Genomic DNA, 14,967 nt, shown 5'->3' with positions numbered 1-14,967 from the left:
GTCATCTTTTTCATAATCATTAAATTTTAACACCAATAAAAAAGACTCCAAATTTCTTCGGAATCTTTTATTTATCATTTCTAAATTATATTCAGTTAAAATTTCCAGCCGAGTGTAATAAAGAAGTTGTCTTTGGTATTTTTCACGTTTGAAACTATGGATACATCAGATTCAACAATATAATTATCTGAGAAATATCCTGTATTATTACTAGCAGAACCTCTCAAGAATGGACTTTTATATTCTGAACTTAAATTTTGATACGCTGCATCAATATAGAATGATTTGAAATCGTAACCAATCCCTGCGCCAATCGTAGATCTTTTCCCTACAATTAAATTATTAAAAGAGGTATTAGCTGCAGATCCATTATCTGTAAATGCTGACAAACTCACAGAATCAAAAGGGCTTGCAGCGAAACCATATCCACCTCTAAGACGGAATGCATTGATTCTATATTCTGCTCCGATTTTTACTTCTGATAAATTTTTAGAATGATCGCTGAAGAAATTATTCAATTCAGTTTCGGCATTTCCATAGACTTTGTATTTTGATTTTGTCAATCCTAAACTATAATCTACGTTGATTGCGAAGTTTTTATTCGGAACAAAAGCCGCACTTAACGTTGCTTTCATTGGAGTAGAAAGATTTCTATCTTCGGTGTAAGTTCCGTCTGTTGGGTTTTCGTACTCGTTGTAAACTCTGGAAATACTCCACCAAGTTGGTGTTTCCAAAGCTGCACCTACTCTGAATTGTGGATTTATTTTTCCGATAACTCCTACCGTAGCTGAAAAACCGTTAGAGGTTTCAGAAAATGGGGTGTATTGTTTGTTATAAATACTTGTGGTATTATTTGCGCTGGAATCAAATGCTGCAGAATCGTACTGGTCGATAACTGCACTGTGAAAATTTAAACCTGCACCAACATAAATTCTGTTGTCATAATTACCACCAACTGCAACGCTCATTTTTGAAAGATCTCCATAACGATTGTATGCATGACCAGAAAATGCAACATTGTCAATTAAAGCACCATTTTCATCATTAATATTAAAATTAACGGTGCTGTTACCAGGTGTTTCAGAATAATCTTCAATTGACTGACTGGAATAATTAACTCCAATATTCACGAACTTCCAAGGAGACGATCCATCAACTTTGAAGGCCATAACACCACCAACATTTCCAAGGTCGGTTCGATTAACTTTATAATCGAAGGATTTTCCAGCTAATGAAGTTGCATTTTTACTACTTTGAATTGCTAAAGTTCCTGAGAATTCACTTGTAATGCTCACCCCAATCCCTGCTGGATTCGAATTGAGTACTGAGAAATCTCCACCCAAAGCTCCCATTGAACCAGCCATCGCATTATATTTTGATGTTCCATTTAAGGAAGAGTTCGAATAAACTTCTGCTGTATTTCTAAGGGTAGAAATATCTTGGGCATTCATAAAGTATGCTGCGGAAATGCCTAAAATTATAAAAGACTTTTTAATCATTTTAAAATATGCTTATATTAAATATTATCGTCTAAAACCTCCTGAAGATCTTGTAGAACCTGAACTTGAACTAGATGATCCACTGTTAAATCCACCACCCGAATTACCAGATCTGAAACCACCATCATTAGAATTGTTTCTTGGCTGATTGTAAGTAGGAGTTTCTTGTCTTGGAATGTTATTTTGTCTCGGTGTTGAATTCTGTTGAGGCGTAGTTCTGTATCTCGGTTGATTGTTATTTTGCTGTTGCGTATTATATCGGTTATTATTCGGCTGAGTATTATAACGCAGATTATCGTTTCTAAAGCCGGAATTCTGATTATTGTTCGGTCTTAACCCAGAATTATTATTTCTAAATCCGGATTCATCAGAACCACTTCTTTTATAATTAAATCTCGGTGCGTTATAGCTATTGTAACCGCTATATCCGTTATAACCATATCCATAAGGATTATAACCATAGTAAGGATTGTAACCGTAGTAAGGATTATAATACCCGTAATAAGGATTGTAATATCCATAATAAGGACTATAGCCAAATCCCCATGGATTATAATAACCACCAAATCCCCATGGTGAACCAAAACCGAAACTCATTCCAAAACCGAATCCAGAATATATTCCATATGGATAGGCCCAAGAATCATTATAATAAGTTTCTGTTCCTGTAAAATTCCCCCAATCAGAATCATTTGAATTTTGCCAACTTTGATTGCGATTATCAGAATTCAAATATTTATTTTGATTATCTGTTTGCTGATAGTCATAATATTGCCCTACTTGATTTCCATTATTCATTACAATCCCTTCTGGAATGGTATCTTTATTGGGATCGTAATATACGCCATCAGTCTCACTGTAGCCACCCATTGTCACACCGCAAGAGGTTAAAATAAAACTGCCAAAAATTGCTAAAACCGCTGTAGATTTCAGTAATCCTGTTGAATTTTTATAAGTATTTTTTTTCATGATAAGGTGAAAAAGTTTTAATTTGATTTATATTTGCAAATTACACCAAAATTGTACCAATTATTAAGTATAAATTTTGAGTAAAAATAGGCATTTTTGTTTAGATATTAAAAGTGAGTATTAGTTAAATTAAAAGATAAAATATAATGGCAAAAATTACTTCGAGAGCTGAAGATTATAGCAAATGGTATAATGAATTAGTAGTACAAGCTGATTTGGCAGAAAATTCTGGAGTTCGTGGTTGTATGGTTATTAAACCTTATGGTTATGCAATTTGGGAAAAAATGCGCGATGAATTAGATAAAAAATTCAAAGAAACAGGTCATCAAAATGCCTATTTCCCACTTTTCATTCCAAAGAGTTATTTCGAAGCCGAAGAACAAAATGCAGAAGGCTTTGCTAAAGAATGCGCAGTTGTAACCCATTATCGTCTTAAAACAGATCCCAATAATCCTAAAAAATTAATTGTAGATCCAGAGGCAAAATTAGAAGAAGAATTAATTGTTCGTCCAACATCCGAAGCTATTATTTGGAATACTTATAAAAAATGGATTCAATCTTATCGTGATTTACCAATTCTTATTAATCAGTGGGCAAATGTTGTTCGTTGGGAAATGAGAACGCGTTTCTTTTTAAGAACCGCAGAATTCCTATGGCAAGAAGGTCATACTGCACACGCTACCAAAGATGAAGCGATTGAAGAAACTGAAAAAATGATTCATGTTTATTCAGACTTTGTAGAAAATTTCATGGGCATTCCTGTAATTAGAGGAATTAAAACAGCTTCAGAAAGATTTGCGGGCGCAGATGAAACCTATTGTATCGAAGCATTAATGCAAGATGGAAAAGCTCTTCAAGCAGGAACTTCTCACTTTTTAGGGCAAAATTTCGGTAAAGCATTTGATGTAAAATTCACCAACAAAGAGGGAAAGATAGAACATGCCTGGGGAACCTCTTGGGGCACTTCTACTCGATTAATTGGCGGTTTAATCATGACCCATTCTGATGATCTTGGCTTGGTACTTCCTCCGAGTTTAGCTCCGATTCAGGTGGTAATTATTCCTATTTTTAAAGGTGAAGAACAATTAAATCAAATTAGCGAAGTCGCTTTTGAAATTCAAGAAAAATTGAAAGCCAAAGGAATTTCAGTAAAATATGACGACCGGACTGAAAATAAACCGGGCTGGAAATTTGCAGAATATGAATTGAAAGGAGTGCCAATTAGAATTGCAATGGGAGCCAGAGACTTAGAAAATAAAACGGTCGAGATTGCCAGAAGAGATAATTTAACGAAAGAAGTACAACCTCTGGAAAACATTGATATTTATATTGAAGAATTATTGAAAACGATCCAAAAAGATATTTATGCAAAAGCATTGAATTATAGAGATTCTCACATCACTCCTGTTAATTCTTATGACGAGTTTAAAAAAGTATTGGAAGAAAAAGGTGGATTTATTTCTGCACACTGGGACGGGACTGCTGAAGAAGAGGAACAAATTAAAAATGAAACAAAAGCGACGATTCGTTGCATTCCTTTAAATAATAAAATGGAAGATGGGATCTCATTAATCACCGGAAAACCATCAAAACAAAGAGTAATTTTCGCAAAATCTTACTAATTTAATGATAAGTAATTTGTGTTTTTTCATATGTTAATGTTTTTATAAATTAGTTAATCTGTAAGTTTTTGGATTAAACTTTGCTTATATTCGAATAATTAACCTTAAAATTTAAACTATTATGGCACTAAACATTATTGATCTTATCAAGGGGCAATTAGGTCCAGCGTTGATTTCACAAGCTGCTTCTCAGTACGGAGAAAGCGAATCAGGAATTTCAAAAGCAATTAGTGGATTATTACCAGCAGTAGTTGGCGGTTTGGCTAATAATGCAGATAAACCAGGCGTTCTTGATGCTATTACTGGTGCAACTTCAAGTGGTGTATTGGGTAATTTATTAGGTGGAACTTCAGACAATTCTTTAATTACAACGGTATTAACTGCAATTTTTGGAGATAAAATTGGAGGTGTTACCAATGCGATATCTTCCTATTCTGGTGTCAGTAATTCAACATCGAGTTCTCTATTGAATATGGTTACAGGAGCTACTTTAGGTTCCGTAGGAAAATATGCTGCAGATAACAACATTGGCGCATCTGGAATTACCAGTTTACTACATGATCAAAAAGGAATTGTTTCTTCATTGCTTCCTGCTGGGCTTTCATTAGCTTCATTAGGGGTAGGAAATCTTTTCGGCGGTGAGGCAGAAAATGTAAAAGTAACTTCTTTTGATCAACCAAAAGTAGAAGTTAACAGAGGTGGAAACACAAATTCACATTCCTCGCCAAGCGATCATAACAATAATGAAGGTGGTTCAATTTGGAAATGGTTATTACCACTTCTATTATTAGCTTTAGCTGCTTGGTTCCTTTGGAAGCAATATAGCAAAAAAGTTGAGCCAACAACAGAAACCACTGAAATCACTGCTGATTCTTCAATGGATACAACCGCCAATGATAGCGCTGCAGTAATAACACCTACAAAAGAAGTTACAGATATCAACCTCAATGGAACGATGATTAAAGGTTACGCCAACGGAATGGAAGCGTCAATGATTAATTTCTTAAAATCTGATGGTTATAAAAATGCCGCAGATGATGCTGCATTAAAAGATACGTGGTATAATTTTGATAATGTCAACTTCAAAATTAATTCAGCTACAGAATTAGAACCAGGTTCTGAAGGACAGATTCAAAACTTAGCAGCAATCCTGAAAGCATATCCAGATGCTAAAATTAAAGTTGGTGGCTACACAGACATCACAGGAGATGCCGCAAAAAACAAAGAACTATCTCAAAAAAGAGCTGACTTTATCAAAGTTGAACTTGGCAAACTAGGAGTAGCCTCACAAGTTATAGAAGCAAAAGGTTACGGAAGCGAATTTGCGAAAATTCCTGCAACAGCTTCAAACGAAGAAAGAGCAGTTGATAGAAAAATGGCTGTACGTTTTACAAAATAATATTTTAAAATCATATCATAATAATCCCGATTTTTTTTCGGGATTATTTTTATTTTATAATGTTAGTAAGATTTATTTAATTACTTTTGTTAGATTAATCTAACATTTGTGAGTCATTTAAAAAATCCTTGGAGAAGAGAAAAACACTCCAATTCTTTACCAGAAGTTTTTTCTTCTATTAATATCCCAAAAGACGCTGGCTTTTGGAAGAAACTTTTTGCGTTCGCTGGTCCCGGATTAATGATCGCTGTCGGGTACATGGATCCCGGAAACTGGGCTACCGACATCGCTGGAGGTGCACAATTCGGCTATACCCTACTTTCAGTAATCCTGATTTCGAATTTATTCGCCATGATTCTTCAGCACTTATCATTAAAATTAGGAATTGTTGCAGAACGAGATTTAGCACAAGCCTGTAGAGATCATTTCAATCCAACTACCAACTTTATTCTTTGGATCCTGTGCGAAATTGCCATTGCTGCCTGCGATTTAGCAGAAGTTATCGGTTCGGCAATTGCACTGAATCTTCTGTTTGGCATTCCTTTAACATGGGGCGTTGCAATTACTATTGTTGATGTTTTCATTATTCTTTTCCTTCAAGCTAAAGGCTTCCGAATTCTCGAAAGTATTGTCGCAGGTTTAACTATTGTTATTTTAGGAAGTTTTGCCTATGAAATTATTTTGAGCAAACCCAATATCTTTCCTCTTCTTAGTGGATTAGTACCTCAAAAAGAAGTTATTACCAATCCTTCAATGTTGTATATTGCCATCGGAATTTTGGGTGCAACCGTAATGCCACACAACTTATATTTGCACAGCAGTATCGTACAAACTAGAAATTACGAAAGAAATCACGACGGAAAAAAAGAAGCAATTAAATTTGCGACCATTGATAGTACGGTTTCTTTATTTATCGCATTTTTTATCAATGCAGCGATTTTAATTGTTGCGGCCGCCACTTTTCATACTACTGGCAATCATGATATTGCAGATATTCACGATGCACATGAAATGCTAGCTCCAATTCTCGGAACCACTTTTGCCAGTATTTTCTTTGCAATTGCATTATTGGCTTCTGGTCAAAATTCAACTTTAACCGGAACATTGGCAGGACAAATTGTAATGGAAGGCTTTCTTAACATTCGTTTAAAACCATGGAAAAGAAGATTAATTACCCGATCAATTGCGGTAATCCCAGCTTTAATTGTTACCATAATGTACGGTGAAAAAGGCACTACCAATTTATTGGTTTTAAGCCAAGTTATCTTATCAATGCAACTAAGTTTCGCAGTAATTCCGTTGGTAATGTTCACCAATTCTAAATTAAAAATGGGTGCATTTGTAAATAAACCTTGGCTCAAAACTTTGGTATGGGTCATCTCGGGAATCATTCTCATCCTTAATATCGTGTTACTCTATCAGACATTTATTGAAATGTAATTCTATTTTCCACCTATAAAATCTGCCGAATTGTCCTAAAGTGTTTTTTGGCAAAATCTTTGCGAAACGTTCGGTATAAAATTTAATATTATGTCAGACAACAAAGATATTCAGGAAGAAAACTTAAATCCACAAGACGATCTTATCCAAAACCCTGTAGAAGAAACCGCTGAAAACATGACAGCTGCTCCCTCTTCAGAAGACCTTTTGGCAGAAGAAAAAGACCGCTATATCAGGCTTTTTGCAGAATTCGAAAATTATAAGAAAAGAACAACCAAAGAAAAAATGGAATTCTTTCAATATGCAAATCAAGATATGATGATTTCAATGTTGGATGTTCTTGATGATTTCGAACGTGCCTTAAAAGAAATTGCCAAAAATGGTAATGAAGCAGATTTAAAGGGCGTAGAACTCATCTATCAAAAATTTAAAAATAAATTATCTGAAAAAGGATTGAAACCAATGACGGTAAATGCCGGTGACGATTTCAATGTCGATTTCCACGAAGCAATTACCCAAATCCCTGCACCTTCTCCTGAATTAAAAGGTAAAATTGTAGATGTAATTGAAACTGGTTATCAACTTTCTGATAAAGTAATCAGATTTGCAAAAGTAGTTACTGGAAATTAATATCAGTAATTATCAATATCAAAAAAAGGCATTATTATCGACTGTCTTTTTCGTAGAATAAAACCAAGTCAAAAAAAACCACAAAATATTCTCAGTTCTTATCTGAAGAAATTCACATATCAATATTATGTCTAAAAGAGATTACTATGAAATTCTAGAAGTATCTAAAAGTGCTTCTCCCGAGGAAATAAAAAAAGCCTACCGAAAAATGGCAATCAAATTTCACCCGGATAAAAACCCTGGTGATAAAGCCGCAGAAGAAAAATTTAAAGAAGCTGCAGAAGCGTACGAAATTTTGAGCGATGGCAATAAAAAAGCCCGTTACGATCAATATGGCCACGCCGGAATGAACGGTGGCGGTGGTTTCGGAGGTGGTGGCTTCGGAGGAGGAATGAATATGGACGATATTTTTTCTCAGTTCGGTGATATTTTCGGTGGACATTTCGGTGGTGGCGGTGGCCAGCAAAGACAACAGTTGCGCGGAAGTAATCTTCGTGTTCGTATAAAACTGAATCTAGAGGAAATGGTTAACGGAACTCAGAAAACCATTAAAGTTAAAAAGATGAAGTTGGCTCCTGGTGCAACTTCCAAAACGTGTCCTACCTGTCACGGATCTGGTGTGCAAATAAAAATTATGAACACCATGTTCGGGCAAATGCAAACGCAAACCCATTGTGGAACTTGTCAAGGAATCGGTAAAGTTGCCGATAAAATCCCAGCTGGTGCGAACTCACAAGGTTTAATAAAAGAAGACGAAGAAGTAACAATCAATATTCCAGCTGGAGCAAGAGAAGGAATTCAGTTGAATGTTCGCGGAAAAGGAAATGACGCGCCATTCGGTGGAACTCCGGGAGATTTACTTGTAGTTGTTGAAGAAGAAATTGATGCAAACATCAAAAGAGAAGGCGATAATCTTCATCAGGAATTGTATGTTTCTTTTGCGGAAGCGGCTTTAGGAACGCATAAAGAAATCCCAACCGTTGGCGGAAAAGTTAAAATAAAAGTAGATGCCGGAACGCAATCTGGAAAAATTTTAAGACTTTCTAAGAAAGGTTTACCTAGCATCGATAGTTATGGAACTGGTGATATGTTTGTTCACATCAATGTGTGGACGCCAACACATCTTTCTAAGGAACAAAAAGATTTTTTCGAAAAACAGTTAGCAAATGGCGAAATGCTCGCTGAACCATCAGGAAAAGAAAAAACATTCTTCGAGAAAGTTCGAGACTTGTTCGATTAAAAATAAAAAAAGAGATTCCTTTTGAAATCTCTTTTTTTATTTTTAATACAAACTCATGATTCCCCAAAAAGAACCATCTATAACATATCATTTTATACAAAAAAAACATTTTCATACTTCATCATTTTAATTATCTTTGAAAACAAATAAAAATTATGAATAACGAAACCACGAACAACTTAAATATGATTGCAGAAACCGCAAGGGATTTTGCAGAAAAAAATATCCGTCCAAACATTATGGATTGGGACGAAAGCCAAACTTTCCCCGTAGAATTGTTTCATCAATTAGGTGACATGGGATTTATGGGAATTGTAGTTCCAGAAGAATATGGCGGTTCTGGTTTAGGTTATCATGAATATGTAACTATTTTGGATGAGATTTCGCAAGTTGATCCTTCGATTGGACTTTCCCTTGCTGCTCATAATTCATTGTGCACGAATCATATTTATGAATTTGGAAATGAAGAACAAAGACAACGCTGGTTACCGCAACTCGCTTCTGGAAAAGTCATCGGAGCGTGGGGACTCACTGAACACAACACAGGATCCGACTCTGGTGGAATGAGTACAACCGCCGTAAAAGATGGTGATGATTGGATTATTTCAGGTGCAAAAAACTTTATCACCCATGCAATTTCAGGAGATATCGCTGTGGTAATGACCAGAACTGGTGAAAAAGGGGCAAGAAATAATTCTACTGCTTTCGTTCTAGAAAAAGGAATGGCAGGATTTACGTCTGGAAAAAAAGAAAATAAATTAGGAATGCGCGCTTCTGAAACTGCCGAATTAATTTTTGACAACGTAAGAGTTCCAGATGCAAACCGTTTAGGTGAAGTAGGTTCAGGATTCAAACAAGCGATGAAAATTTTGGATGGTGGTAGAATTTCTATCGCTGCCCTGAGTTTAGGAATTGCAAGAGGTGCTTATAAAGCGGCTTTAAAATATTCAAAAGAAAGACATCAATTCGGAAAAGCGATCAACGAATTCCAAGCAATTAATTTTATGCTTGCAGATATGGCAACAGAAATCGATGCTGCAGAACTATTGATTCAGCGAGCTTCAAATCTGAAAAACGCAAAACAGACAATGACCAAAGAAGGTGCAATGGCAAAATTATATGCTTCTGAAGCTTGTGTGAGAATTGCGAATAATGCCGTTCAGATTTTTGGTGGATATGGTTATACCAAGGATTTCCCGGCTGAAAAATATTACAGAGATTCTAAACTTTGTACCATTGGCGAAGGAACTTCTGAAATCCAAAGATTAGTTATTGGAAGAGAAATTTCAAAATAATTTTTTTTTAAAGATATTATTTAGAAGCTGATTCATTTATGAGTCCGCTTTTTTATTTATTAAACCGAATGTTTATCTTTGTTAAAATTAAAAATTGAATGGATAAAATTGATTCTCTAAATCAGGTGGCAGAATTCCACAAAACATTTAACGCACCCATTTTAGAACAACCCACAATTCCTAATGCAGATCGCTGTAACTTAAGAATTTCCTTATTGCAGGAAGAATTAAATGAACTGAAAGATGCCATTGCAGACAATGATTTGGTAGAAATTGCAGATGCTTTATGTGATTTACAATACGTTCTGAGCGGAGCAGTTTTAGAATTCGGTTTGGGTGAAAAATTTGTCGAACTTTTCAATGAAGTTCAACGATCCAATATGTCAAAAGCCTGTGCTACCCAAAAAGAAGCCGACGAAACAATTGCCTTCTACAAAGAAAAAGGAGAAGATGCTTATTCTCAAAAATCAGGTGATAAAATTAATGTTCACCGAGTTTCAGATCAGAAAGTGCTTAAGAACAAATATTACTCACCAGCAGATTTAAAAACCATATTAGAAGATTAATTAATCATTTTCAATTTTATACATTAATGAAAAACTTCACAAAAATAATATTCGTTGCATCTACTCTATTTCTTGCCTTACAATCTTGTGAATCACAAAAAATTGTAGTTAATCGAGAAGTAGAAACAACAAAAGACGGAAAAATGCTTTTAGGACATCAAACAAAAAATCAACTCCTTAAAGAACCTTACAGCGAATGGTTTGTAAAAGAGCACGACGAATATGCAATTGATCAGAAAGCAATTACAGAATTAAAAAAAGAAAAACTCAATTCTTATAATATTACTATGGTGATGGGAACTTGGTGCGAAGACAGCCACCGAGAAGTTCCGAGATTATTCAAAATATTAGAAGCTGTTGGTTACCCTGTAAATAAAATCAACATGATTGCGGTTAATCGTAAAAAAGAAGCTCCAAATGGTGAAGAAGGAGTTTATAACATTCAAAAAGTTCCGACAATTATTGTACAAAAATACGGCAAAGAAATTGGCAGGATTATTGAAAGTCCTTCAACAGGATATCTGGAAAGAGATTTAGTTGATATCCTTAAAAAAGACAATACTTCCTCTAAAAATTTAATCAAATAAATTGAAAGCAATCCAAAAACCAGTGTTTTTTATCGCGGGAGCAGTAGCAATGTTTCTCCTCTTTTCTTTGTGGAATTCTATAACAAAAAAAACAGAAGCCAAAGTTCAGAACGATTATTACATCATTACCAATCAAATAAAAAAAATGAATAAATTGGTGGTGATGGAACAGGATTTTTCGAGCATGCAAAAAACAAAAATAACGTCGCAAATGTTAGGAAGTTCTCTGTTACCTTCAACTGAAAAGAACCTTATTACTTTTACCAAAACTAATGCACAGGTAACTTACGACTTGTCTAAAATGCAAATAAAGGTTGATTCTGCCAACAAAAAACTCGTTATTAAAGAATTACCAAATGCCGAAATTCGAATCATTCCAAGTGTGGAAATTCAATCGATGGACGATTCCTTTTTTAATCGATTTAATGACAAAGATTTTCAAAAAATTACGAAATCTGCAAAAGACAATGCTTATAAAACCGTAAACCAAAACCAACTTCGGGCTGAAGGCAGAAAACAACTTTTAGAAAATCTGGATCAAATATTTGTATTGGCAAAAGCTTTGAATTATAAAATTGAAGACCAAACTGGTCAGATTGATTTATCAAAACTTTAAATATAAATTATGGATTCTGTGAAAAACACAATTAATATTTCCCGAATATTTCAACAGTAATTGAAAAATAGAAAATGAACATGCTCTAAAAAACAAAATAAAATTTTTCAATTGCAAACCCATTGGAAGATCAATAATACAGATCAAAATAGCGCAAAATTAATTTTGTGCTATTTTTTTTTCAATGTTAAAGTATTACTAAAGTCAATAAATAATCATCGAATGTCACAAAATTTGCATGCAATATGTTACGCATAATATTGTGCAAAATCCAACAAACTTTTGCCATGACTTATAATATAATCGGGATTTTCCCAGCAATAGACGATGCAATTTCGGCAGCTAAACAATTAACCAAAGCAGGATTTATCAAACAATTCCCTGGCTTTACAAAAAATGCAAAATTTCAACCGGAATCTTTGATAGAAGATCACTTTATCGATCAGAATGAAATTTCAGTTTATACCCCAAACTTAAACCGAGCGCACAAAGCAAAAAATATTTTGCTAAAATTTGGAGCTGACATCAATAAAATATCTGGCATTTATTATGAAAAAGTTCAAAATGCAAAACAACCGAACACTTCTTTGCAACTCTTTAAAAAGAAAAAAAAATTGAAGGAAAATAAAATCAATTTTAGACAAGGACCACTAAACTGATATATAGTCTTTCCTTAAAAACTTTGTTTTTTTCTCAGATTTAAGAAATTTAGTTTGAAAAAGATGAATTGCAAAATAAGCAAAAGATCATTCTTAACTTTATCTTTTAAGATTTACTTCAGTTTCAAAAATTGAACTATTTATCCTCAATGCTCTAAACCCTTTCTTATCTTTTATTAAAAATAATATTCAAATTTCTACGAATTATAGATTTAAATAAAAGACAAGCAAAACAAACCAAAAAAATCCTTATTTTTGCAACTTAAAATTTTTAGTTCAAAATGATAAAAATTACTCTTCCCGATGGGAGCATCAAAGAATTTGAAAGTGCGATAACTCCGCTTGAAGTCGCAAAATCAATTAGCGAAGGTTTGGCAAGAAATACCATTTCCGCAATCGTAAACGGAACTCAGGTAGAAATTACAACGCCAATCGCCACCGATTCTACGATTCAATTGCTCACGTGGAATGATGATTTAGGAAAAAAAGCATTTTGGCATTCTTCCGCTCACCTTTTAGCACAAGCAATTGTTGAGTTTTATCCAAACGCACAATTAACCATTGGACCTGCAATTGAGCAAGGATTTTATTACGACGTCGATTTTGGCGATGAAGTTTTATCTGAAAAAGATTTCGAAAAAATCGAAAAGAAAATATTGGAGAACGCAAAGAAAAACGCAACCTTCAGTCTTTATCCTGTCTCAAAAGCCGACGCATTGAAAGAATATGCAGACAATCCTTATAAAACAGAATTAATTTCTAATCTAAACGATGGTGAAATTACTTTCGTAACCCACGATAACTTCACCGATTTATGTCGAGGCGGTCATATTCCCGCAACTGGAATTGTAAAAGCTGTGAAAATATTAAATGCAGCCGGAGCTTATTGGCGAGGCGACGAGAAAAATAAACAACTTACAAGAGTTTATGCAATTTCTTTCCCAAAACAAAAAGACTTAACCGAATATCTTGAACTTTTAGAAGAAGCAAAACGCCGCGATCACCGAAAACTCGGTAGAGAATTAGGAATTTATGCTTTCTCCGAAAAAGTGGGAGCTGGTTTACCATTATGGTTGCCAAAAGGAACTGCTTTAAGAAAAAAATTAGAAAATTTCCTTTCTGAAGCGCAGAAAAAATCGGGTTACGAATTCGTGATGACACCGCATATTGGCGCAAAAGAATTGTATGTAACTTCGGGACATTGGGATAAATACGGAGCAGATAGCTTTCAACCGATTAAAACTCCAAACGAAGGTGAAGAGTTTATGCTAAAACCGATGAATTGTCCACACCACTGTGAAATTTACAAAGTCGGTCAATGGTCGTACCGCGATTTACCGAAACGTTTCGCAGAGTTCGGAACTGTTTATCGTTACGAGCAATCGGGTGAACTTCATGGTTTAACCAGAGTTCGTGGATTTACCCAAGATGATGCGCATATTTTCTGTACACCAGATCAATTGATGGCAGAATTCGAAAATGTAATCGATTTGACTTTATACGTTTTTAAATCTTTAGGATTTGAAGATTTTGTTACTCAAGTTTCTTTAAGAGATCCAGATAACAAAGAAAAATACATCGGATCCGACGAAAACTGGAAAAAAGCAGAAGATGCAATTGTTCAGTCAGCCATAAAAAAAGGATTGAACTATGTGGTAGAATACGGTGAAGCTGCATTCTATGGTCCAAAACTTGATTTCATGGTGAAAGATGCATTGGGAAGAAGATGGCAACTCGGAACTATTCAGGTAGACTATAATTTGCCCGAAAGATTTGACCTTTGGTACACCGGAAGCGACGGAGAAAAACACAGACCGGTGATGATTCACAGAGCACCATTCGGTTCTATGGAAAGATTCATCGCAATTTTACTTGAAAATACTGCCGGAGATTTTCCACTTTGGTTAGCTCCAGATCAGTTCACGATTTTGCCGATTAGTGAAAAATATTTGGATTATGCAAAAAAAGTTTCACAATTGCTGGAAAATCACGATATTTGCGGTCTAGTTGACGAAAGAAACGAGAAAACAGGCAGAAAAATCCGTGATGCGGAAATGAATAAATTGCCATTTATGTTGATTGTGGGCGAAAACGAAGAATTGAATGGCACTATTTCCGTAAGAAGAAGAGGCGAAGGAGATTTGGGAGAAATGAGCGTAATAGACTTCATCAACTACTTCAAAAAAGAAGCAAAAATTTAAATAATTAGAAATTAACCAATTAAAATAAGACACCATAGCACAGAAATTTCATTACAGAGGTAGAGGTCCACAGAGACGAGTTCAAGAAGATTTGCACCAGATCAATCAAAAGATTCGTGCAAGAGAAGTTCGTTTGGTAGGTGATAATGTGGAACCCGGCGTTTATCCGCTAGAAAAAGCTCTAGAAATAGCTAAAGATCAGGAATTGGATTTAGTGGTTATTTCAGATAAAGCAGAACCTTTT

General features: G+C 34.8%; 13 protein-coding genes and 1 pseudogene. 12 read left to right on the top strand and 2 right to left on the bottom strand.

The features are described 5' to 3' along the window. Positions 1-95: 95 nt before the first annotated feature. Both WBY99_RS05555 and WBY99_RS05550 read right to left on the bottom strand, forming a co-directional pair. Entirely contained in the window at positions 96-1,499 is a 1,404-nt protein-coding gene (locus tag WBY99_RS05555; RefSeq protein WP_423975342.1) for an OmpP1/FadL family transporter, read from the bottom strand. 24 nt (positions 1,500-1,523) lie between these two features. Then, positions 1,524-2,468 (bottom strand): prolyl-tRNA synthetase, encoded by a 945-nt coding sequence (locus WBY99_RS05550; RefSeq protein ID WP_423975341.1) that lies wholly within the window; start codon positions 2,466-2,468, stop codon positions 1,524-1,526. A 146-nt stretch (positions 2,469-2,614) separates the two neighbouring features. Here WBY99_RS05550 and proS point away from each other — a divergent pair, with 146 nt between their 5' ends. From proS to WBY99_RS05490, 12 genes and pseudogenes are all read left to right on the top strand, one after another. Beyond that, a complete protein-coding gene (proS, locus tag WBY99_RS05545) occupies positions 2,615-4,090 on the top strand; it encodes a proline--tRNA ligase (protein ID WP_423975340.1) in 1,476 nt (491 codons plus the stop codon). Positions 4,091-4,211: 121 nt separating this feature from the next. Continuing rightward, the gene (locus WBY99_RS05540; protein WP_423975339.1) at positions 4,212-5,489 is read left to right on the top strand and encodes a DUF937 domain-containing protein; all 1,278 of its coding nucleotides are present in this window, start codon (positions 4,212-4,214) and stop codon (positions 5,487-5,489) included. 108 nt (positions 5,490-5,597) lie between these two features. Beyond that, complete coding sequence (locus tag WBY99_RS05535; RefSeq protein ID WP_423975338.1) at positions 5,598-6,929, top strand: Nramp family divalent metal transporter; 1,332 nt, start codon at positions 5,598-5,600, stop codon at positions 6,927-6,929. Positions 6,930-7,019: 90 nt separating this feature from the next. Then, complete coding sequence (locus tag WBY99_RS05530; protein ID WP_423975337.1) at positions 7,020-7,559, top strand: nucleotide exchange factor GrpE; 540 nt, start codon at positions 7,020-7,022, stop codon at positions 7,557-7,559. Positions 7,560-7,686: 127 nt separating this feature from the next. Beyond that, complete coding sequence (gene dnaJ, locus WBY99_RS05525; RefSeq protein WP_423975336.1) at positions 7,687-8,799, top strand: molecular chaperone DnaJ; 1,113 nt, start codon at positions 7,687-7,689, stop codon at positions 8,797-8,799. 155 nt (positions 8,800-8,954) lie between these two features. Next, positions 8,955-10,094, top strand: coding sequence for an acyl-CoA dehydrogenase family protein (locus WBY99_RS05520; RefSeq protein ID WP_423975335.1), 1,140 nt, complete (start codon positions 8,955-8,957; stop codon positions 10,092-10,094). A gap of 98 nt (positions 10,095-10,192) precedes the next feature. Further along, positions 10,193-10,660: a hypothetical protein gene (locus tag WBY99_RS05515; RefSeq protein WP_423975334.1), complete on the top strand. Its 468-nt coding sequence runs from the start codon at positions 10,193-10,195 to the stop codon at positions 10,658-10,660. Positions 10,661-10,686: 26 nt separating this feature from the next. Next, positions 10,687-11,247, top strand: coding sequence for a TlpA family protein disulfide reductase (locus WBY99_RS05510; protein ID WP_423975333.1), 561 nt, complete (start codon positions 10,687-10,689; stop codon positions 11,245-11,247). A gap of 1 nt (position 11,248) precedes the next feature. Continuing rightward, on the top strand, positions 11,249-11,863 hold the full coding sequence (locus tag WBY99_RS05505; protein ID WP_423975332.1) for a DUF4230 domain-containing protein: 615 nt from the start codon (positions 11,249-11,251) through the stop codon (positions 11,861-11,863). Positions 11,864-12,150: 287 nt separating this feature from the next. Next, the gene (locus WBY99_RS05500) at positions 12,151-12,522 is read left to right on the top strand and encodes a hypothetical protein (protein WP_423975331.1); all 372 of its coding nucleotides are present in this window, start codon (positions 12,151-12,153) and stop codon (positions 12,520-12,522) included. Between the two features lie 281 nt (positions 12,523-12,803). Further along, positions 12,804-14,723 carry a threonine--tRNA ligase gene (gene thrS / locus WBY99_RS05495; RefSeq protein WP_423975330.1) on the top strand — a complete coding sequence of 640 codons (1,920 nt, stop codon included), beginning with the start codon at positions 12,804-12,806 and terminating at the stop codon, positions 14,721-14,723. A gap of 91 nt (positions 14,724-14,814) precedes the next feature. After that, positions 14,815-14,967: pseudogene (locus tag WBY99_RS05490) on the top strand (translation initiation factor IF-3); the annotation flags it as partial.

Origin of the sequence: Kaistella sp. (assembly GCF_049588135.1) — a bacterium.
Lineage (GTDB): Bacteria > Bacteroidota > Bacteroidia > Flavobacteriales > Weeksellaceae > Kaistella.
Note: the sequence above shows the minus strand (reverse complement) of the source record. Positions and strands in the feature narration are given on the sequence as shown.